Origin of the sequence: Enterobacter sp. DC4 (genome assembly GCF_000568095.1) — a bacterium.
GTDB lineage: Bacteria > Pseudomonadota > Gammaproteobacteria > Enterobacterales > Enterobacteriaceae > Enterobacter > Enterobacter pseudoroggenkampii.
The window spans coordinates 109,369-128,670 of the sequence record NZ_AZUB01000006.1 but is presented as its reverse complement, the minus strand read 5'-3'; the positions used below and the strand labels follow the sequence as shown (position 1 = coordinate 128,670).

The 19,302-nt window shown below is 57.7% G+C and carries 21 protein-coding genes; 4 read left to right on the top strand and 17 right to left on the bottom strand.

Annotated features, from left to right (window positions below; genetic code table 11):
• Positions 1-51 precede the first annotated feature (51 nt).
• The gene (gene mutS, locus P349_RS06775) at positions 52-2,613 is read left to right on the top strand and encodes a DNA mismatch repair protein MutS (RefSeq protein ID WP_032648069.1); all 2,562 of its coding nucleotides are present in this window, start codon (positions 52-54) and stop codon (positions 2,611-2,613) included.
• Between the two features lie 138 nt (positions 2,614-2,751).
• On the opposite strand, the gene P349_RS06780 is transcribed toward mutS, so the two are convergent.
• From P349_RS06780 to P349_RS06790, 3 genes are read right to left on the bottom strand one after another with little or no spacing between them, the layout of a single operon-like run.
• Positions 2,752-2,973: a non-oxidative hydroxyarylic acid decarboxylases subunit D gene (locus P349_RS06780; protein ID WP_003862116.1), complete on the bottom strand. Its 222-nt coding sequence runs from the start codon at positions 2,971-2,973 to the stop codon at positions 2,752-2,754.
• A gap of 10 nt (positions 2,974-2,983) precedes the next feature.
• Entirely contained in the window at positions 2,984-4,411 is a 1,428-nt protein-coding gene (locus P349_RS06785) for a non-oxidative hydroxyarylic acid decarboxylases subunit C (protein ID WP_024909247.1), read from the bottom strand.
• The gene (locus tag P349_RS06790; RefSeq protein ID WP_024909248.1) at positions 4,401-5,003 is read right to left on the bottom strand and encodes a non-oxidative hydroxyarylic acid decarboxylases subunit B; all 603 of its coding nucleotides are present in this window, start codon (positions 5,001-5,003) and stop codon (positions 4,401-4,403) included. Before P349_RS06790 ends, P349_RS06785 begins: the two co-directional genes overlap by 11 nt.
• Before the next feature lie 171 nt (positions 5,004-5,174).
• Between P349_RS06790 and P349_RS06795 the strand changes: the two genes are divergently transcribed.
• Positions 5,175-5,582 (top strand): MarR family winged helix-turn-helix transcriptional regulator, encoded by a 408-nt coding sequence (locus tag P349_RS06795; protein ID WP_024909249.1) that lies wholly within the window; start codon positions 5,175-5,177, stop codon positions 5,580-5,582.
• Here P349_RS06795 and P349_RS06800 read toward each other — a convergent pair.
• The gene (locus P349_RS06800) at positions 5,579-6,466 is read right to left on the bottom strand and encodes a LysR family transcriptional regulator (protein ID WP_032648071.1); all 888 of its coding nucleotides are present in this window, start codon (positions 6,464-6,466) and stop codon (positions 5,579-5,581) included. The two genes, P349_RS06795 and P349_RS06800, sit on opposite strands and share 4 nt — an antisense overlap.
• A 108-nt stretch (positions 6,467-6,574) precedes the next feature.
• Here P349_RS06800 and P349_RS06805 point away from each other — a divergent pair, with 108 nt between their 5' ends.
• Positions 6,575-7,777, top strand: a complete 1,203-nt coding sequence (locus tag P349_RS06805) for an MFS transporter (protein ID WP_032648073.1) — start codon at positions 6,575-6,577, stop codon at positions 7,775-7,777.
• Positions 7,774-8,154 (top strand): DUF4440 domain-containing protein, encoded by a 381-nt coding sequence (locus tag P349_RS06810; RefSeq protein ID WP_024909252.1) that lies wholly within the window; start codon positions 7,774-7,776, stop codon positions 8,152-8,154. The genes P349_RS06805 and P349_RS06810 overlap by 4 nt, the downstream gene beginning before the upstream one ends.
• 52 nt (positions 8,155-8,206) lie before the next feature.
• On the opposite strand, the gene rpoS is transcribed toward P349_RS06810, so the two are convergent.
• The 13 genes from rpoS to cysG form a co-directional block, all read right to left on the bottom strand.
• On the bottom strand, positions 8,207-9,199 hold the full coding sequence (gene rpoS / locus P349_RS06815) for an RNA polymerase sigma factor RpoS (RefSeq protein ID WP_008499600.1): 993 nt from the start codon (positions 9,197-9,199) through the stop codon (positions 8,207-8,209).
• A gap of 59 nt (positions 9,200-9,258) precedes the next feature.
• Positions 9,259-10,383, bottom strand: a complete 1,125-nt coding sequence (gene nlpD, locus P349_RS06820; RefSeq protein WP_032648075.1) for a murein hydrolase activator NlpD — start codon at positions 10,381-10,383, stop codon at positions 9,259-9,261.
• A 116-nt stretch (positions 10,384-10,499) separates the two neighbouring features.
• Positions 10,500-11,126: a protein-L-isoaspartate(D-aspartate) O-methyltransferase gene (locus P349_RS06825; RefSeq protein ID WP_023333224.1), complete on the bottom strand. Its 627-nt coding sequence runs from the start codon at positions 11,124-11,126 to the stop codon at positions 10,500-10,502.
• On the bottom strand, positions 11,120-11,881 hold the full coding sequence (surE, locus tag P349_RS06830) for a 5'/3'-nucleotidase SurE (protein WP_032648077.1): 762 nt from the start codon (positions 11,879-11,881) through the stop codon (positions 11,120-11,122). Before surE ends, P349_RS06825 begins: the two co-directional genes overlap by 7 nt.
• Positions 11,862-12,911, bottom strand: a complete 1,050-nt coding sequence (truD, locus tag P349_RS06835) for a tRNA pseudouridine(13) synthase TruD (RefSeq protein WP_032648079.1) — start codon at positions 12,909-12,911, stop codon at positions 11,862-11,864. Before truD ends, surE begins: the two co-directional genes overlap by 20 nt.
• A complete protein-coding gene (gene ispF / locus P349_RS06840) occupies positions 12,908-13,387 on the bottom strand; it encodes a 2-C-methyl-D-erythritol 2,4-cyclodiphosphate synthase (RefSeq protein WP_008499607.1) in 480 nt (159 codons plus the stop codon). The genes truD and ispF overlap by 4 nt, the downstream gene beginning before the upstream one ends.
• Entirely contained in the window at positions 13,387-14,097 is a 711-nt protein-coding gene (ispD, locus tag P349_RS06845; RefSeq protein WP_024909255.1) for a 2-C-methyl-D-erythritol 4-phosphate cytidylyltransferase, read from the bottom strand. Before ispD ends, ispF begins: the two co-directional genes overlap by 1 nt.
• Before the next feature lie 19 nt (positions 14,098-14,116).
• Entirely contained in the window at positions 14,117-14,428 is a 312-nt protein-coding gene (gene ftsB, locus P349_RS06850; RefSeq protein WP_008499609.1) for a cell division protein FtsB, read from the bottom strand.
• A 166-nt stretch (positions 14,429-14,594) separates the two neighbouring features.
• The gene (locus tag P349_RS06855; protein ID WP_008499610.1) at positions 14,595-14,921 is read right to left on the bottom strand and encodes a DUF3561 family protein; all 327 of its coding nucleotides are present in this window, start codon (positions 14,919-14,921) and stop codon (positions 14,595-14,597) included.
• 58 nt (positions 14,922-14,979) lie between these two features.
• Positions 14,980-15,585, bottom strand: coding sequence for an adenylyl-sulfate kinase (gene cysC / locus P349_RS06860; RefSeq protein ID WP_010434543.1), 606 nt, complete (start codon positions 15,583-15,585; stop codon positions 14,980-14,982).
• The gene (cysN, locus tag P349_RS06865) at positions 15,585-17,009 is read right to left on the bottom strand and encodes a sulfate adenylyltransferase subunit CysN (RefSeq protein ID WP_032648081.1); all 1,425 of its coding nucleotides are present in this window, start codon (positions 17,007-17,009) and stop codon (positions 15,585-15,587) included. Before cysN ends, cysC begins: the two co-directional genes overlap by 1 nt.
• A 9-nt stretch (positions 17,010-17,018) precedes the next feature.
• Complete coding sequence (cysD, locus tag P349_RS06870) at positions 17,019-17,927, bottom strand: sulfate adenylyltransferase subunit CysD (protein ID WP_006811770.1); 909 nt, start codon at positions 17,925-17,927, stop codon at positions 17,019-17,021.
• 9 nt (positions 17,928-17,936) lie between these two features.
• On the bottom strand, positions 17,937-19,295 hold the full coding sequence (gene cysG, locus P349_RS06875) for a siroheme synthase CysG (RefSeq protein ID WP_032648082.1): 1,359 nt from the start codon (positions 19,293-19,295) through the stop codon (positions 17,937-17,939).
• Positions 19,296-19,302 lie beyond the last annotated feature (7 nt).

Genomic DNA, 19,302 nt, shown 5'->3' with positions numbered 1-19,302 from the left:
ACTGAGCCGATCAAAACGGTTTATATTCAAAGAAATGGACATCATAACTCCATGAGCACAATCGACAATTTCGACGCACATACGCCGATGATGCAGCAGTATCTGAAGCTGAAGGCACAGCATCCGGAAATCCTGCTGTTTTACCGTATGGGTGATTTTTACGAGCTGTTTTATGACGATGCTAAGCGTGCATCGCAGCTGCTCGACATTTCGTTGACCAAACGTGGCGCATCGGCAGGTGAACCCATCCCGATGGCAGGTATCCCGCACCACGCGGTAGAAAACTACCTGGCGAAACTGGTGAATCAGGGTGAGTCCGTCGCCATCTGCGAACAGATCGGCGATCCGGCGACCTCAAAAGGCCCGGTGGAACGCAAAGTCGTGCGCATCGTCACGCCAGGTACCATCAGTGATGAAGCCCTGCTTCAGGAGCGCCAGGATAACCTGCTGGCAGCGCTGTGGCAGGACGGTAAAGGCTTTGGCTACGCGACGCTGGATATCAGCTCCGGACGTTTTCGTCTGAGTGAACCGGCTGACCGTGAAACGATGGCAGCCGAACTGCAGCGAACCAACCCGGCAGAATTGCTCTATGCCGAAGATTTCGCCGAAATGGCGCTGATTGAAGGTCGTCGTGGGTTGCGTCGTCGTCCGTTGTGGGAATTCGAAATTGATACCGCGCGCCAGCAGCTGAATCTGCAGTTTGGCACCCGCGATCTGATTGGCTTTGGCGTTGAAAATGCCCCGCGCGGGCTGTGTGCGGCAGGGTGTCTCCTGCAATACGTGAAAGATACCCAGCGCACCTCCCTGCCGCATATCCGCTCTATCACCATGGAGCGCCAGCAGGACAGCATCATCATGGATGCCGCCACGCGCCGTAATCTGGAGATCACGCAGAACCTGGCGGGTGGCGTAGAAAACACGCTCGCGTCGGTCCTCGACAGTACGGTAACGCCAATGGGCAGCCGCATGCTGAAACGCTGGCTGCATATGCCGATTCGCGATACCGCTACGCTGGTTTGCCGTCAGCAGACGATTGCCGCCCTGCAGGATCGCTATACCGAGCTGCAGCCGGTCCTGCGCCAGGTGGGCGATCTGGAGCGTATCCTTGCTCGTCTGGCACTGCGCACGGCACGACCACGCGACCTCGCGCGGATGCGTCATGCTTTCCAGCAGCTGCCGGAACTCCGTGCGCAGCTGAGCGACGTTGACAGCGCGCCGGTACAGAAACTCCGCGAAACCATGGGAGAATTTACCGAACTCCGCGAGCTGCTGGAGCGCGCCATTATCGATGCGCCTCCGGTACTGGTGCGTGATGGCGGCGTGATTGCCCCTGGCTACAACGAGGAACTGGACGAATGGCGCGCGCTGGCCGACGGTGCGACGGACTACCTCGACAAGCTGGAAATCCGCGAGCGCGAACGTCTTGGGCTCGACACCCTGAAAGTGGGTTATAACGCGGTTCACGGTTACTATATTCAGATCAGCCGCGGGCAGAGCCATCTGGCGCCGATTCACTACGTGCGCCGCCAGACGTTGAAAAACGCCGAACGCTACATCATTCCTGAACTGAAAGAGTACGAAGACAAAGTCCTCACCTCGAAAGGTAAAGCGCTGGCGCTGGAAAAACAGCTTTATGACGAGCTGTTTGACATGCTGATGCCGCACCTGGCCGACCTACAGCTGAGCGCCAGCGCGCTGGCGGAACTGGACGTGCTGGTGAACCTGGCAGAACGCGCGGAAACGCTGAACTACACCTGCCCGACCTTTACCGAGAAACCTGGCATTCGTATCACTGAAGGTCGTCATCCGGTAGTAGAGCAGGTGCTGAATGAACCGTTCATCGCCAACCCGCTGAGCCTGTCACCGCAGAGAAGAATGCTGATCATTACCGGTCCGAACATGGGCGGTAAGAGTACCTATATGCGTCAGACGGCGCTGATTGCCCTGCTTGCCTATATCGGCAGCTACGTTCCGGCGCAAAACGTGGAGATTGGCCCCATCGACCGTATCTTTACCCGCGTCGGGGCTGCGGACGATCTGGCGAGCGGTCGCTCTACCTTCATGGTCGAGATGACCGAAACGGCAAACATTCTGCATAACGCGACGGAGCACAGCCTGGTGCTGATGGACGAAGTCGGACGCGGAACGTCAACCTATGACGGTTTGTCACTGGCATGGGCCTGTGCGGAAAGCCTCGCGAACAAAATCAAGGCCATGACGCTGTTCGCCACCCACTACTTCGAGCTGACGCAGCTGCCGGAGAAAATGGAAGGGGTTGCGAACGTTCATCTGGATGCGCTGGAGCACGGTGATACCATAGCCTTCATGCACACGGTGCAGGATGGCGCGGCAAGCAAGAGCTATGGCCTGGCCGTCGCGGCGCTGGCAGGTGTACCGAAAGAGGTGATCAAGCGCGCGCGTCAGAAACTGCGTGAACTGGAAAGCCTGTCACCGAATGCGGCGGCGACGCAGATTGATGGTACGCAGATGTCGCTGCTGGTACCGGCGGAAGAGACATCGCCTGCCGTGGAAGCGCTGGAAAACCTCGATCCGGATTCACTGACGCCGCGTCAGGCGCTGGAGTGGATTTATCGGTTGAAGAGTCTGGTTTAGTTCTCTGCGGTCTGTTTTGTCGGGTGGCGGCTTCGCCTTACCCGACCTACAAACCCGTAGGCCCGGTAAGCGCAGCGCCACCGGGCAAAAGACCGCACAATATTATCGCCCGGTAAGCGCAGCGCCACCGGGCTTTTTTTACAGCAGCGGCGGGATCGTCGGCACCTGCGGTGCCTCATCAATATCCTTCTGCGTCATGCGGAACGCTTCCGGATAATGCTCACGGCTGGTACGACGCAACGGTTCAGTGTCGCGCCAGGTATACAAACAATGCTGGCACTGGTAAACGGTCCAGACCCCTTTCACCGGCGACGTAGCCATCACTTCAATATGCTCATCGGCACAACGTGGACAAATCATCTTTTCCTCCTTATTGGCGTGCTGCCAGCATCGCGGTCAGTTTTTCAGCCCAGGCTTTGGTTTCAGGCAGATCCTGTACCGGCTGGCTATAGTGGCCCCGGGTATCCGGCGCGACAGGCGTGGTGGCATCGATAATCAGTTTGTCGGTAATGCCCGCCGGGCTGGATCCAGGATCCAGTTCCAGCACCGACATGTTCGGCAGCTGCACCAGATCGCCTGCCGGGTTGACCTTCGATGACAGCGCCCACATCACCTGCGGGAGGTTGAACGGATCGACATCCTCATCCACCACGATCACCATCTTCACGTAGCCCAGACCGTGCGGCGTGGTCATTGCACGTAAACCGACCGCACGGGCAAAACCGCCGTAACGTTTTTTGGTGGAGATAATCGCCAGCAGACCGTGGGTGTACATCGCGTTAACCGCCTGCACTTCCGGGAATTCTGCTTTCAGCTGCTGGTAGAGCGGCACGCAGGTAGCCGGTCCCATCAGATAATCGATCTCGGTCCACGGCATGCCAAGGTAAAGGGATTCGAAAATCGGTTTGGTGCGGTAAGAGACTTTGTCGATACGGACAACTGTCATGTTACGGCCACCGGAGTAGTGCCCGGTAAACTCGCCGAAAGGCCCTTCGATTTCACGCTTGCGGCCCTCAATCACCCCTTCCAGGATCACTTCAGAACCCCACGGCACGTCGAAGCCGGTCAGCGGTGCGGTGGCAATAGGATACGGGCTTTCACGCAGCGCACCGGCCATTTCATACTCGGACTGATCGTATTTCAGCGGCGTGGCGCCCATCAGGGTGATGATCGGGTCGTTGCCGAGGGTAATCGCAATCGGCAGGTCTTCGCCGCGCTCTTCCGCTTTGTGCAGATGCAGAGCGATATCGTGCATCGGTACCGGCTGCAGGCCGAGCTTGCGCTTGCCCTTCACTTCCATGCGGTAGATCCCGACGTTTTGCTTGCCAAAGTGATCCGGGTCAAGCGGATCGCGCGAGACGACACACGCTTTATCGAGATAAAAGCCCCCGTCACCGTCGTTCAGACGGAACAGCGGCAGAATATCGAACAGGTTGATGTCTTCACCGTCCACCGTATTCTGCGCCCAGGCCGGGTTAGCGCGGCGCTCCGGTGTGACGGGGAATTTATCCCAGCGGCGGATAAACTCGTCGATCTGTTTTTTTACCGGCGTGTTCGCCGGCAGCCCCATCGAAATGGCGTGGTTCTGCCAGGAGCCGATGGTGTTCATCACCACGCGGGCATCGGTAAAGCCACGAATGTTGTCGAACCACAGCGCGGGCGCGCCGTCGCCAATGCGGCCGGTCGCGTTGGCTGCCGCTGCCAGATCGGGCTCGGCGTTTACCTCTTCCTCAATTTTCAGCAGTTGCCCTTGCTCATCGAGCGCCTGGAGGAAGCTTCTCAAATCATCAAATGCCATCTTTATTCTCCTGTGAAAAATGTTTCGCCTCCCGCAGCCCGTTCCAGCGTCGCGCCTTTTTATGCTCCAGACCGAACTGGTCGAGCACGCGGGTCACAATATGCTGGGTAATGTCATCTGCGGTCTGAGGGTGGTTGTAATACGCAGGCATAGGCGGCACCATCGCCACGCCCATGCGGGAGAGCGCAAGCATGTTCTCAAGATGAATGGTGCTGAGCGGCGTTTCACGGGGAACCAGCACCAGCTTGCGACCCTCTTTCAACACCACATCCGCCGCACGTCCCACCAGCCCTTCGGCGTAGCCCGCGCGGATACCCGCCAGCGTTTTCATGCTGCAGGGAATGACGATCATGCCGTCGGTGCGAAACGAGCCGGAAGAGATAGTGGCGGCCTGGTCAGCCGGGCTGTGGACAACGTCAGCCAGCGCAGCGACGTCCTGCGCGGTGTAAGGCGTTTCCAGCTCAATGGTGGTTTTTGCCCACTTAGACATCACCAGATGGGTTTCCACCTCCGGCATGTCACGCAGTGCCTGCAATAAAGCCACACCCAGCGGCGCGCCCGTTGCTCCCGTCATTCCTACTATCAATCTCATTCATCACCTCAACAATTTGTTCGTACACGAACATTATAAATAAGCTACTCCAGGATTGTTTTTCTGACAAGATCGTTCGCATACGATCACACGAATGGCTAAAAAATGCCGCGTTAAAATTGAGAGCAATAGCGGCTATCATAGGGGGAGATTTTTTCCGTCGGAGTGTTCATGGAACTAAGACAAGAGGCGTTCCACCTGTTACGTCAGCTTTTTCAACAGCATACCGCGCAGTGGCAACATGCCTTGCCGGAACTGACCAAGCCACAGTATGCGGTGATGCGTTCCATTGCCGAGCATCCGGGCATTGAACAGGTGGCATTGACTGAAGTCGCGGTCAGCACGAAAGCGACCCTGGCGGAGATGCTCAGCCGCATGGAGGCGCGTGGTCTGGTCAAACGCGAGCACGACCCTGCGGATAAGCGCCGTCGCTTTGTCTTCCTGACGCCAGAAGGGGAAGCCCTGCTTGCAGACTGTAAGCCGGTAGGCAATGAAGTTGATGAGGCCTTTTTAGGCCGTCTAAGCAAGGCCGAACGGGAGCAGTTCTCGGCGCTCATCAAAAAGATGATGCACGATTAATTCACGCTGGTGCGCATAAAATCGATAAAGGTGCGCACTTTCGCTGACACATGCCGGGCATCAGGATACACCGCATAGATACCCTGCCGCGCAAAGGTATATTCCGGTAATACCGGGGCCAGTTTTCCAGCATCAAGCGCACCGCGTACCAGCCATTCCGGCAGTAACGCCACCCCACCGCCTGCGAGCGCAAAAGCCATAAGGGCCTGAGCACTGTCGGCAAACAGGCGCGGCGCTTGTTTTATCTCCAGTATTTCAGGCGCACCGCTGGCATCTCTCACCTGCCAGCGCAGCGGCGAGGCCAGGCGCTCGTGGATGATCCAGTCGGCTTGCGCCAGCTGCGCAAGCGTTTCTATCGGATGGTTAACGAGCCACCCGGGCGTCGCCACAGGGAGAATAGAAAAGTGCGAAATCAGCGCGGCGTGGTTGCGCGAATCGGCAAGCGTTCCCAGCCGGATGGCCACGTCAAAGCGCTCCGAGATAAGGTCGGCGTGCAGGGACGACGAAGCATGTCGTACGCGAAGATCCGGGTGCTGCTGGCTAAACCTGGCCAGCAGCGGCACCACCACCTGTGAGCCATACTCGGGCGTAGTGGTGATCCGCAGTTCGCCAGTAAGCCCCGCATGGTTCGCGCGGACATCTTCCTGCAGCCGTTCGGCGTCCTTCAGAAGCGCCACGCTGCGCTGATGAAAAAGCGCGCCCGCCTCGGTTAACGTCAGTCGACGGGTGGAGCGCAGCAGCAGCGTAACGCCCAGCTCATCTTCAAGCTGGCGAATATTGAAGCTAACGACCGCTTTTGTCAGCCCCATCGCCTCGGCGGCCGCCGTAAAACTGCCGGTGTCGGCCACCGCGACAAACATCTGCGTCCGCTGCAGGTTAATCATCATCACGCCCTTTACTGTCAAAATATTTTTGACAGTATATCGCGCTTTGTCAGGTTTATCCGTGCTTCCCGGATCGATACGATACGCCACCTCACTGGAGGATCCACCATGACGTATCGCAGCAAAGTCGCCGTTGTTTATCTGCTGGGCTTTTTTCTTGATTTGATCAACATGTTCATTGCCAGCGTCGCGTTCCCGGCAATGGCTCACGCCTTTAACGCCACGCCTTCGGCCCTTACCTGGGTTAGTAACGGGTACATTGCCGGCCTGACGCTGGTGATCCCGTTTAGCAGCGTGCTCACGCGCCGCATCGGGCCCAAGCGCGTCATCCTGCTCTCGCTTTTTCTGTTCAGCGCAGCCTCCGCAGCGGCGGGCCTGTCTGCAACGCTTGAAAGTCTGATCGCCTGGCGAGTGATCCAGGGCGTGGGAGGAGGCTTACTGATCCCCGTTGGACAGGCGCTGACCTGGCAACAGTATAAGCCTCACGAGCGTGCCAGACTCTCCTCGGCGGTGATGCTGGTCGCGCTGCTTGCCCCGGCCTGCTCCCCGGCTGTCGGCGGTGTGCTGGTGCAGACGCTGGGCTGGCGATGGATCTTTTTCGCTACGCTACCGGTCGCTATCGTGACCTTTGCTCTGGCGTGCCTGTGGCTTAAACACGAAAAACCCACGATGAAAGCGGCCAGACTGCTAAACCTGCCCTTGCTCGCGGACCCGCTTTTACGTTTTTCCATGCTTGTCTATTTATGCGTTCCTGGCGTATTTATTGGGGTGAGCGTCACGGGCATGTTTTATCTTCAGCACATGGCGAACATGAGCCCAGCCACAACGGGGATGCTCATGCTGCCGTGGTCCGTGGCATCGTTTATCGCCATCACGGCAACGGGACGTTATTTTAACCGTATCGGCCCCCGGCCGCTGATCGTCATCGGCTGCCTGTTGCAGGCCACGGGGATCCTGCTTTTGATTAACATCAGTTCGGCTACGCTGCTGCCTGCCGTTGCGTTTACCCTGATGGGCGCGGGAGGAAGCCTGTGCAGCAGTACGGCTCAGAGCAGCGCGTTTCTGACAACGCGACGGGAAGAGATGCCCGATGCCAGCGCGCTGTGGAATCTCAATCGTCAGCTGAGCTTTTTTGCCGGTGCCCTGCTGCTTGCCCAAGTGCTGAACCTGGCTCAGGCGTGGCTGCCACCGCTCGCCGCCTGGCACGGGATGTTTATTTTTGCCGCAGGCATGACCTTGCTGCCTGTACTGTATGTTTTTCGTCTTAACAATTCGCAGGTGCTCACCCAGCTGCGACAGGAGAATTCATGACGCCTTTCGAACACGACATTATCGACCTCCACATTGCGCTTGAAGACTGGTTAGGTAAAGGTGAAGGTGATTCCGACGCCCTGCACGCCCGTTTTCGTCCCGATTTTCTGATGATCCCGCCGGGCGGCGTTCATATCGACTATGACGGCCTTGTCAGCTTTCTGGAAAAACAGCGCGGAAGCCGTCCCGGACTGAAGATCGTCATTGATGAATTAACAACGCGCCAGGCGTGGCCTCACGGCGCGGTACTCCATTACCGGGAGACGCAAACCCGGCCGGACCAGCCCGTTAACGTGCGCTGGTCAACCGCGGTGCTCAATCAGGAAGGCGATCGGATAGTGTGGCGTCTGCTGCACGAGACGGCGACGCAACCGTAACACAAAAGAAAAAGGCCCGTCTCACGACGGGCCTTTTTTGACGAAAGGTTGCTTATTCGCGGAACAGCGCTTCGATATTCAGACCTTGCCCCTGCAGGATTTCACGCAGGCGGCGCAGACCTTCAACCTGAATCTGACGAACACGTTCACGGGTCAAGCCAATTTCGCGGCCGACGTCTTCCAGTGTCGCAGCTTCATACCCCAGTAAACCGAAACGACGTGCCAGCACTTCACGCTGTTTGGCGTTCAGTTCGAACAGCCATTTGACGATGCTCTGCTTCATGTCATCGTCCTGCGTGGTGTCTTCCGGGCCGTTGTCTTTTTCATCGGCCAGGATGTCCAGCAGCGCTTTTTCGGAGTCGCCACCCAGCGGGGTGTCAACGGAGGTAATGCGCTCGTTGAGACGCAGCATACGGCTTACGTCATCAACCGGTTTATCGAGTTGTTCGGCAATTTCTTCTGCGCTTGGCTCGTGGTCCAGTTTATGGGACAACTCGCGCGCGGTGCGCAGATAAACGTTCAACTCTTTGACGATGTGAATCGGCAGGCGGATCGTACGGGTCTGGTTCATAATAGCCCGTTCGATGGTCTGACGAATCCACCAGGTCGCGTAGGTTGAGAAACGGAACCCGCGTTCCGGGTCAAACTTCTCAACTGCGCGGATGAGACCCAGGTTGCCCTCTTCAATCAGATCCAGCAGAGCCAGACCACGATTGCCGTAACGGCGGGCAATTTTCACGACCAGTCGCAGGTTACTTTCAATCATGCGACGACGCGAGGCCACATCACCACGCAAAGCACGACGTGCGAAATAGACTTCTTCTTCGGCCGTTAGCAGTGGGGAGTAACCAATCTCCCCAAGGTAAAGCTGAGTCGCGTCCAGTACACGCTGTGTGGCACCCTGCGATAACAGCTCTTCTTCAGCCAAATCGTTATCACTGGGTTCCTCTTCTACTAAGGCTTTTTCGTCAAAAGCCTCTACTCCGTTCTCATCAAATTCCGCGTCTTCATTTAAATCATGAACTTTCAGCGTATTCTGACTCATAAGGTGGCTCCTACCCGTGATCCCTGAACGAGACACCCTGGCTGGCATGCCCCGTCAAATTATCGCTGCGGCAAGTACTGCAGCGGGTTTACGGATTTCCCCTTGTAACGAATTTCAAAATGCAAGCGTGTAGAACTGGTTCCGGTGCTACCCATGGTAGCGATTTTTTGCCCCGCCTTAACTTCTTGTTGTTCCCGGACCAGCATTGTGTCGTTATGGGCGTAGGCACTCAGGTAATCATCGTTATGTTTGATGATAATAAGATTACCGTAACCGCGCAGAGCGTTACCGGCATACACAACGCGTCCGTCTGCGGTCGCGATGATAGCCTGTCCTTTACTCCCTGCGATATCGATCCCTTTATTTCCCCCTTCGGAGGAAGAGAAGTTTTCGATAACCTTGCCGTCAGTTGGCCAGCGCCATGCAGAAATCGGCGAACTGGAGGTCATACTGCTGGCAGTCGGTTCAGTAGAGCTAACCACAGGTGCCGTAACCGGTGCTGTGACAGCAGTCGCAGTCCCTTTATTATTCGGCAACATTTTGTTAGCAGTCTGATCACCTGAATCCTCAGAATACGTAATTACAGGTTGTGAAGCAACCACCGTGGTGGATTTTTGTGCAGGCTTAACGCTGTTATTCTGCGCCGTCACATCGGCCGCTGAAACGGTGTTGCCAGGGGTCAGCGGCGTGCCCGTCGCGTTACCCACCTGGAGCGTTTGCCCGACTTCCAGACCGTATGGGGCCTGGACGTTATTGCGCTGCGCGAGGTCACGGAAATCGTTCCCGGTGATCCACGCAATGTAGAACAGTGTATCGCCGCGTTTCACGGTATAGGTGCTGCCACCGGTATAGCTGCCTTTCGGAATGTTCCCATACTGGCGGTTATAGACTATGCGGCCATTTTGGGTCTGAACAGGTTGTTCAACTGGCTGAACCTGCATTGGCTGTGTAACAGGATGTTGCACAGGCTGAATTTGTGGTGTTTTCTGCGGCGCAGCCGTCCCCATTTTAGGTGGCGGCGTGATTAACATTCCGCTGGACGTGCTACCGGAGCCGCTGTTTCCGCCGACGGAACTGACGGGCGCAGGCGCGTTGTTAGAACTTGTACAACCTGCCAGCCAGAGCGAAACCAGTGATAATGCCGCAACACGGCTGATGGTGAATTTAGGGCTTCCCGCGCTCATTTATCCCCCAGGAATGTTTTAACTACCAGTGACTTAAAATATACCGTGATGGCACGAATCTTTCGCGCCACACCATACGCTGAATTTGCCTTAATAACCCTGGATAATTCCGAGTCTCAGGCCAACTCCCCCTTCACCAGAGGCACAAAGCGCACGGCTTCCACGGTGTCGATAATAAACTCGCCGCCGCGCCGACGAACGCGCTTCAACAGCTGCTGCTCGTCCCCGACAGGCAGAACCAGAATGCCCCCCTCATCCAGCTGCGATAACAGGGCAGCAGGAATTTCAGGCGGGGCCGCCGTCACGATGATGGCGTCAAACGGGGCGCGAGCCTTCCAACCCTGCCATCCATCACCGTGTCGTGTCGAAACATTATGTAAATCAAGTTGTTTCAGGCGACGACGCGCCTGCCACTGTAAACCTTTAATCCGCTCAACGGAGCATACATGATGAACCAGATGCGCCAGGATCGCAGTCTGATACCCCGACCCGGTGCCAATCTCCAGCACGCGGGAGTCGGGCGTCAGCTCCAGCAGCTCCGTCATCCGCGCTACCATATAAGGCTGTGAAATCGTCTGGCCCTGCCCGATGGGCAGCGCCACGTTTTCCCACGCTTTGTGTTCAAACGCCTCGTCTACAAATTTCTCACGCGGAACCTGAGCAAGCGCTTCAAGCACGTGCTCGTCGCGGATCCCCTGCGCGCGGAGTTGTTCCAGAAGAGTTTGTACACGTTTGTTTACCATTGCGCGTTCACTCCTGCGCGATCCAGCCAGCCCGACACCACATCATGCGCGCTATACGCGGTTAAATCTACGTGCAGCGGGGTAACCGAAACATAGCCTTCTTCTACGGCGGCAAAGTCGGTATCCGGACCCGCATCGCACTTATCGCCAGGAGGGCCAATCCAGTAAAGCGTGTTGCCGCGCGGATCCTGCTGCGGGATCACCTGATCGGCAGGATGTCGGCTTCCGCAACGGGTGACGCGAATGCCTTTAATTTCATCGAGAGGAAGATCCGGCACGTTGATGTTGAGGATGCGCCCGGTACGCAACGGCTCGCGGCCGAGCGCCCGCAGGATCGAACAGGTCACCGCAGCGGCGGTGTCGTAATGCGTGTAGCCGTTTAACGAGACCGCCAGCGCCGGGAACCCCAGATGGCGCCCTTCCATTGCGGCCGCCACGGTACCGGAATAAATCACGTCATCGCCGAGGTTAGGCCCGGCGTTAATGCCGGAGACGACGATATCCGGACGCGGACGCATCAGCGCGTTCACGCCCAGAAAAACGCAGTCGGTTGGCGTGCCCATCTGCACGGCAATATCGCCATTTTCAAAGGTAAAGGTGCGAAGCGACGACTCCAGCGTCAGCGAGTTAGACGCTCCACTGCGGTTACGATCGGGTGCCACGACCTGCACATCCGCAAATTCACGGAGGTGTTTCGCCAGGGTCTGAATGCCCGGCGCGTGGATCCCGTCATCGTTATTCAGCAATATTCGCATAATCACCCGAGGTGTTGATAAGTTCCCTGACAACACTGGTGGCAAAGCTACCTGCCGGCAGCCAGAAGCGTAACTCGACGGTTACGTCATCCCACCAGTTCCAGATTAACTGCTGCGGATAGAGCAGCATTGCGCGGCGTGCCGCGTCGACTTTTTCCCGCACCAGCAAGGATTGCAGTTCTGGCGCATCCGCTACGGCTGCTTGCTCGGCGGCCAGCGCGTCGCCCTGTGTTCCCCAGTCGCCCGTACCGGGCAGCGCGGCGGTAATCATCAGCGCTTTTGCGTCCACGCGCGACTGCACATCGGCCATTTCTTCGGCCGTTGCCACAAACCAGCTTCCGCGTCCCGCTAATTGTAGCGCATCGCCAACAACAACTTGATTCGCGTCCGGTTTTTTCAGCCTTTCGCTCACAATCTGATTAAACAACGCACTGCGGGCCGCCGACAACCAAAAACTGCGTTTATTCCTGTCGCGCACCGGTGCATCGCTTTGCGCCCAGCGCAGCGCGCCCTGCAGGTTGCTGCCGCCAATACCAAAGCGCTGCGCGCCAAAGTAGTTCGGCACGCCGAGTTCACTGATAGCGTTCAGACGTTTTTCAACGTCTTCGCGGTGGGTCACTTCCCGCAGCACCAGCGTAAAGTCGTTACCCTTCAACGCACCCAGACGCAGTTTGCGCTTGTGGCGGGCGAATTCCAGTACCTTACAGCCTTCAAGCTCAAATTTGCTTAAATCAGGCATCGTATTACCGGGAACGCGCGCGCAGAGCCACTGTTCAGTGACGGCGTGTTTATCTTTCTGCCCGGCAAAGCTCACTTCGCGGGCATGAATTTTAAGGAATTTTGCCAGCGCGTCGGCCACAAAGCGGGTATTGCAGCCATTTTTCAGAATACGCACCAGGATATGTTCGCCTTCGCCATCCGGCTCAAAGCCCAGATCCTCTATCACGAGGAAGTCTTCAGGGCTGGCTTTCAGCACCCCGTTCCCCTGCGGTTTACCGTGCAGGTATGTCAGGTTGTCGAAGTCTGTCATTTGCTCGCCTTCACCAGCAGCGCCACGGCTTCACAGGCAATCCCTTCGCCGCGCCCGGTAAAGCCCAGCTTCTCGGTCGTCGTCGCTTTGACGTTCACGTCGTCCATGTGGCAGCCCAGATCTTCTGCAATAAACACGCGCATCTGCGGAATGTGCGGCAGCATTTTCGGGGCCTGGGCAATAATCGTCACGTCGACGTTGCCGAGGGTGTAGCCTTTCGCCTGAATGCGACGCCACGCTTCGCGCAGCAGTTCGCGGCTGTCCGCGCCTTTAAATGCCGGGTCGGTGTCCGGGAACAGCTTGCCGATATCACCCAGCGCGGCAGCGCCCAGCAGCGCGTCGGTCAGCGCATGCAGCGCCACGTCGCCATCAGAATGTGCCAGCAGTCCTTTTTCATAAGGAATGCGCACGCCGCCAATGATAATTGGGCCTTCTCCGCCAAAGGCGTGTACATCAAAACCGTGTCCAATTCGCATTATGCCTTCTCCTGATGGGTCGAACGGGTAAGATAGAATTCCGCGAGCTGTAAATCTTCCGGACGCGTCACTTTAATATTATCAGCGCGTCCTTCAACAAGCTCAGGGTGGAAACCGCAATATTCCAGCGCAGAGGCTTCGTCCGTGATGGTTGCACCTTCTCTAAGCGCACGCGTTAAGCAATCGTGGAGTAATTCGCGGGGGAAAAATTGTGGCGTCAGCGCGTGCCATAAATCGACGCGATCGACGGTGTGGGCGATAGCCTGTTTACCCGGCTCGGCGCGCTTCATGGTGTCGCGCACCGGTGCGGCCAGAATCCCGCCAACCTTGCTTGTTTCGCTCAGGGCCAGCAGACGCGCAAGGTCGTCCTGATGCAGGCACGGACGCGCCGCGTCATGCACCAGCACCCACGGCGCGTTTCCGGCGGCCTGAATGCCCGCCAGCACGGAATCGGCGCGCTCGGCGCCACCGTCAACGACGGTAATCTGTGGATGATTTGCCAGCGGCAGCTGCGCAAAGCGCGCATCGCCAGGGCTGATAGCGATGATCACCCGCGTCACCCGTGGGTGCGCCAGCAGCGCCGCCACGGCGTGCTCGAGGATCGTTTTATCGCCAATAGAGAGGTACTGCTTGGGACATTCTGTCTGCATGCGCCGGCCAAAACCTGCGGCCGGCACCACGGCGCATACGTCCGAAAAAGTTACTGCCATGTCGTAATCCTGGGCCTGATTATCGATTGTTTTGTGCTGAGCCCTGATTGCGTTTAGACGCATCCGGAACCAGACGATAAAAGGTTTCGCCCGGCTTAGTCATACTGAGTTCATTGCGTGCGCGTTCCTCAATCGCCTCTTGCCCGCCATTGAGGTCATCAATTTCAGCAAAGAGTTGATCGTTTCGCGCCTTAAGTTTGGCGTTTGTTGCCTGCTGAGCCGCGACGTCATCGCTCACCCGGCTATAGTCGTGCAGTCCGTTCTTACCGAACCACAGCGAATATTGCAGCCAGATTAGCAAAGCCAGCAACAGCAGCGTTAGTTTACCCATCCTGCCCCCTGAAAAACGGCATCATCATCCCAAGACTTCCCCAGAGCACTACGCCGGGGTAACAGAGATGCCGCAACATCGCGGGCAAATGTACCACATTTTTTCCGCAGAATCGTCCTGCACAATATCGTTACACAGTTGGTTACGGTTTGAATTATGGCTGAAGTTAGCCCATGAGCCACAAAAATAACAGACCAAACATCAGAACCACCGTCACAATCGTGACCACGGTGCTGTACAGGAGCTTACCGTTGAGCAGCGAGTGCAGCGCAATGCCGACGACAACCGCCACGGGCATCAGCGCCAGAAAGAAAGGCCAGGTGTAGAGAAAGAAGAACAGCGTGTTACCGCCGTAGATGAGAAACGGGATACCCAGCGCCAGCAACCATGAGACGAAGCCGATGATGGCCCCAGGAAATGACCAGGTCGTTTCGTCGTCGGTCGCGAGCGGCTCCGACCCGGTGGTGGTGATGTAATGTTCACTGTTGCGCATAGCTAGTCCTGTGACCGTGACTCATCGTTCGGGAAGACAGCTCCCGAACGATACCGTCTCAGGATCTGATAATATCGTCCCGTCTGAGCAGGTCTAATAATTGGCTTACTAAATTTGTTACCAATTGTTGACCCTCCAGGTGAATTTCAGGCGATTCAGGCGCTTCGTATACCGCGTCAATTCCGGTGAAGTTTCGCAGTTCTCCGGCACGCGCTTTTTTGTACAGCCCTTTCGGGTCGCGCGCTTCGCAAATCTCCAGCGGCGTATCAACAAACACCTCGATAAAGCGATCCTGGCCCACGCGTTCACGCACCATCTGGCGCTCGGCGCGGTGCGGAGAGATAAACGCGGTCAGCACCACCAGCCCGGCGTCAGCCATCAGGCTGGCCACTTCGCCCACCCGGCGGATGTTCTCTTTACGGTCGTCGTCGCTAAACCCTAAATCGCTGCACAGGCCGTGACGCACGTTGTCACCATCCAGCAGGTACGTGCTTACGCCCTGCTGATGCAATGCCTCTTCCAGCGCGCCCGCCACCGTTGATTTACCCGAGCCGGACAGCCCGGTAAACCACAGCACAACCCCACGGTGACCGTGGAGCTGTTCGCGCTGGGCGACGGTGACCGGATGAGGATGCCAGACGACGTTCTCATCATGGGCGGCCATTACTTGCCTCCCAGCAGATCGCGTGCGCCCCAGTGCGGGAAGTGTTTACGCACCAGCGCGTTCAGTTCCAGCTCGAAGGCACTGAATTCAGACGCCACGACAGACTGTTTAATCGGTTCGCGGACCATACCGGCCCCGACGGTAACGTTGGTCAGCCTGTCGATAAAGATAAGCCCCCCCGTCACCGGGTTCTGCTGATACGGATCCAGCACCAGCGGTTCGTCGAAGGTCAGATCGACCAGACCAATGCCGTTCAGCGGCAGTTCGGTAACCTCGCGCTGGGTGAGATTGTTGATGTCCACCTGGAACTGAATACCGTCCACGCGGGCGCGGGTTTTCTTGCCGGCAATTTTGATGTCGTAGCTCTGGCCCGGCGTCAGCGGTTGCTCCGCCATCCACACCACATCCACGGAAGCCCCCTGTACAGCGGCCAGCGTTTCCTGGGCATCCACCAACAGATCGCCCCGGCTGATATCAATTTCGTCTTTCAGCACCAGCGTTACGGCTTCACCGGCGCCCGCTTCCTGCAGGTCACCGTCGAAGGTGACGATGCGGGCGATGGTCGATTCCACGCCGGATGGCAGCACCTTAACGCGCTGGCCGACCTTCACGGAACCTGACGCGAGGGTGCCTGAGAAACCGCGAAAATCGAGGTTTGGACGGTTCACGTACTGCACCGGGAAGCGCATCGGCTGGGTGTCGACCACGCGCTGGATTTCAACCGTTTCCAGCACCTCAAGCAGCGTCGGGCCGCTGTACCACGGCATGTTCGCGCTCTGGGACGCGACGTTATCCCCTTCCAGCGCCGAGAGCGGTACAAAGCGAATATCCAGATTGCCCGGCAGCTGTTCGGCAAAGGTCAGGTAGCTCTGGCGGATCTCCTCGAACTTCTCTTCGCTGAAGTTCACCAGATCCATCTTGTTGACCGCCACCACCAGATGTTTGATCCCCAGCAGCGTGGAGATAAAGCTGTGACGACGGGTCTGATCCAGCACGCCTTTACGCGCGTCCATCAGCAGGATGGCCAGGTCGCAGGTAGAGGCGCCGGTTGCCATGTTACGGGTGTACTGCTCGTGCCCCGGCGTGTCGGCGATAATAAATTTGCGTTTCTCGGTAGAGAAATAGCGGTAGGCCACGTCGATGGTGATGCCCTGCTCACGCTCCGCCTGCAGGCCGTCCACCAGCAGGGCCAGATCGAGTTTTTCCCCCTGGGTACCGTGACGTTTACTGTCGTTATGCAGGGAAGAGAGCTGATCTTCGTAAATCTGGCGCGTATCGTGCAGCAGGCGGCCAATCAGGGTACTTTTACCGTCATCCACGCTGCCGCAGGTCAGAAAACGCAGCAGGCTTTTATGTTGCTGCGCGTGCAGATAGGCTTCCACGCCGCCTTCGTTGGCAATTTGTTGAGCAATAGTGGTGTTCATGGCGGCTCCTTAGAAATAACCCTGACGTTTCTTCAGCTCCATGGAGCCTGCCTGGTCGCGGTCAATCACGCGCCCCTGTCGCTCACTGGTGGTGGACACCAGCATCTCTTCAATGATCTCCGGCAGCGTCTGCGCGCTGGATTCCACCGCGCCGGTCAGCGGCCAGCAGCCGAGGGTGCGGAAACGGACCATCTGTTTCTTGATCACTTCACCCGGCTGCAGGTCGATGCGATCGTCGTCGATCATCATCAGCATGCCGTCGCGCTCCAGTACCGGGCGCTCGGCGGCCAGATACAGCGGAACGATCTCGATGTTTTCCAGATAGATGTACTGCCAGATATCCAGCTCGGTCCAGTTAGAGAGCGGGAAGACGCGAATGCTTTCGCCTTTGTTGATCTGACCATTGTAGTTGTGCCACAGCTCCGGGCGCTGGTTTTTGGGGTCCCAGCGGTGGAAGCGGTCGCGGAAGGAGTAGATACGCTCTTTGGCGCGGGATTTCTCTTCGTCACGGCGCGCACCGCCAAAAGCAGCGTCAAAACCGTATTTATTCAGCGCCTGCTTCAGCCCTTCGGTTTTCATGATATCGGTATGCTTGGCGCTGCCGTGCACGAACGGGTTAATGCCCATCGCCACCCCTTCCGGGTTTTTATGCACCAGCAGCTCGCAGCCGTAGGCTTTGGCGGTACGGTCGCGAAACTCATACATCTCGCGGAATTTCCAGCCGGTATCCACGTGCAGCAGCGGGAACGGCAGCGTGCCCGGATAAAACGCTTTACGCGCCAGATGCAGCATGACGCTGGAATCTTTACCGATGGAGTACATCATCACCGGGTTAGAAAACTCGGCGGCCACTTCGCGGATGATATGGATACTCTCCGCTTCGAGCTGCCGCAGGTGTGTAAGACGTTTTTGGTCCATAACCGTTCCTTAAGCCAAATTTACGACAGAAGAACCAAAGCCTTCTGTATCGGTTGTGTGTTGGAACCAGGCGAGCGTGCTGTGCAGCTGCACCACTTCTCCCACCACGATCAGGGCGGGCATCGGGGCGTCTTTCGCCAGGGTTGCAAGATGTTCCAGGGTGCCCGTCGCAACGTGCTGATCGACGCGCGTGCCGCGAGAAATGACGGCAACGGGCGTCGTCGCCTCGCGACCGTGCTGAATAAGCTGTTCGCTGATATCCGCCGCCTTCATCGTGCCCATGTAAATCGCCAGCGTCTGGCGGCTCTGGGCGAGATGGGACCAGTCGAACGGTGTGCTGTCGGCCTTGTAGTGGCCGGTCACAAAGGTCACGCTCTGGGCGTAATCGCGGTGGGTCAGCGGGATACCGGCGTAGGCCGTTACCGCAGAGGCCGCCGTAATGCCCGGCACCACCTGGAACGGTACACCCGCTTCGGCTGCCGCCTGCAGCTCTTCGCCGCCGCGACCGAAGATAAACGGGTCTCCCCCTTTCAGGCGCACCACGGTTTTACCCGCTTTGGCGGCGTCAACCAGCATCTGGTTGGTGTCGTGCTGCGGCACAGAGTGCTCGCCAGCCCGTTTGCCGACGCAGATTTGCTCCGCGTCGCGACGGATCAGCTCGCGCACGCCGTCGGTAACCAGATGGTCGTAAAACACCACGTCCGCGTCCTGCAGCACCTGCAGTCCGCGCAGCGTCAGGAGCCCGGCATCGCCCGGTCCTGCGCCTACCAGAATGATCTCCCCGCCGGTGCTGCCGGGGTTATCCAGTTCGTCTTCAAGAATTTTCTGCACCGCCGTCTCATTGCCGGCATGCATCAGGCTGGCAAAGCGGCCGCGAAACACGCGTTCCCAGAAGCGACGGCGTTCCGTCACGCTGGTCAGGCGGGTTTTCAGATGGTTGCGCCAGTAGCTGGCTTTTTCCGCCATGCGCCCGAGGCTGGTCGGCAGCAGCGCTTCGATTTTTTCCCGCAGCACGCGCGCCAGCACCGGTGCGGTACCGCCGGAGGAGATCGCCACCAGCAGCGGCGAACGGTCAACGATCGACGGGAAGATAAACGAGCATAAAGGCTGGTCGTCCACCACGTTCACCAGGCGGTAGCGGGCCTGAGCGGCCTCGGAAATCCGCCGGTTCAGGTCGCGATCTTCGGTCGCCGCAATCACCAGCACGACGCTGTCGATTTGGGATTCATCGAAATCCGCTTCTGCTACTACCCGCACCTGCGCCCCTGCGCGCTGCAGAAACGCAATTTTGCGATCGGCAATTTCACCCGTGCCAACAACCAGCACCGGCTTCTCTTTTATCGCGGCAAATAAGGGCAGATAGTCCACAAGCAAC

What these genes read in the sequence shown, in the direction of transcription:
- ispF (WP_008499607.1), bottom strand. Translation starts at nt 13,387, where the DNA reads ATGCGAATTGGACACGGTTTTGATGTACACGCCTTTGGCGGAGAAGGC.
- cysC (WP_010434543.1), bottom strand. Translation starts at nt 15,585, where the DNA reads ATGGCCGCCCATGATGAGAACGTCGTCTGGCATCCTCATCCGGTCACC.
- rpoS (WP_008499600.1), bottom strand. Translation starts at nt 9,199, where the DNA reads ATGAGTCAGAATACGCTGAAAGTTCATGATTTAAATGAAGACGCGGAA.
- surE (WP_032648077.1), bottom strand. Translation starts at nt 11,881, where the DNA reads ATGCGAATATTGCTGAATAACGATGACGGGATCCACGCGCCGGGCATT.
- P349_RS06785 (WP_024909247.1), bottom strand. Translation starts at nt 4,411, where the DNA reads ATGGCATTTGATGATTTGAGAAGCTTCCTCCAGGCGCTCGATGAGCAA.
- nlpD (WP_032648075.1), bottom strand. Translation starts at nt 10,383, where the DNA reads ATGAGCGCGGGAAGCCCTAAATTCACCATCAGCCGTGTTGCGGCATTA.
- cysN (WP_032648081.1), bottom strand. Translation starts at nt 17,009, where the DNA reads ATGAACACCACTATTGCTCAACAAATTGCCAACGAAGGCGGCGTGGAA.
- P349_RS06780 (WP_003862116.1), bottom strand. Translation starts at nt 2,973, where the DNA reads ATGATTTGTCCACGTTGTGCCGATGAGCATATTGAAGTGATGGCTACG.
- P349_RS06810 (WP_024909252.1), top strand. Translation starts at nt 7,774, where the DNA reads ATGACGCCTTTCGAACACGACATTATCGACCTCCACATTGCGCTTGAA.
- P349_RS06795 (WP_024909249.1), top strand. Translation starts at nt 5,175, where the DNA reads ATGGAACTAAGACAAGAGGCGTTCCACCTGTTACGTCAGCTTTTTCAA.
- mutS (WP_032648069.1), top strand. Translation starts at nt 52, where the DNA reads ATGAGCACAATCGACAATTTCGACGCACATACGCCGATGATGCAGCAG.
- P349_RS06800 (WP_032648071.1), bottom strand. Translation starts at nt 6,466, where the DNA reads ATGATTAACCTGCAGCGGACGCAGATGTTTGTCGCGGTGGCCGACACC.
- truD (WP_032648079.1), bottom strand. Translation starts at nt 12,911, where the DNA reads ATGACAGACTTCGACAACCTGACATACCTGCACGGTAAACCGCAGGGG.
- P349_RS06805 (WP_032648073.1), top strand. Translation starts at nt 6,575, where the DNA reads ATGACGTATCGCAGCAAAGTCGCCGTTGTTTATCTGCTGGGCTTTTTT.
- cysD (WP_006811770.1), bottom strand. Translation starts at nt 17,927, where the DNA reads ATGGACCAAAAACGTCTTACACACCTGCGGCAGCTCGAAGCGGAGAGT.
- P349_RS06790 (WP_024909248.1), bottom strand. Translation starts at nt 5,003, where the DNA reads ATGAGATTGATAGTAGGAATGACGGGAGCAACGGGCGCGCCGCTGGGT.
- P349_RS06855 (WP_008499610.1), bottom strand. Translation starts at nt 14,921, where the DNA reads ATGCGCAACAGTGAACATTACATCACCACCACCGGGTCGGAGCCGCTC.
- ftsB (WP_008499609.1), bottom strand. Translation starts at nt 14,428, where the DNA reads ATGGGTAAACTAACGCTGCTGTTGCTGGCTTTGCTAATCTGGCTGCAA.
- P349_RS06825 (WP_023333224.1), bottom strand. Translation starts at nt 11,126, where the DNA reads ATGGTAAACAAACGTGTACAAACTCTTCTGGAACAACTCCGCGCGCAG.
- ispD (WP_024909255.1), bottom strand. Translation starts at nt 14,097, where the DNA reads ATGGCAGTAACTTTTTCGGACGTATGCGCCGTGGTGCCGGCCGCAGGT.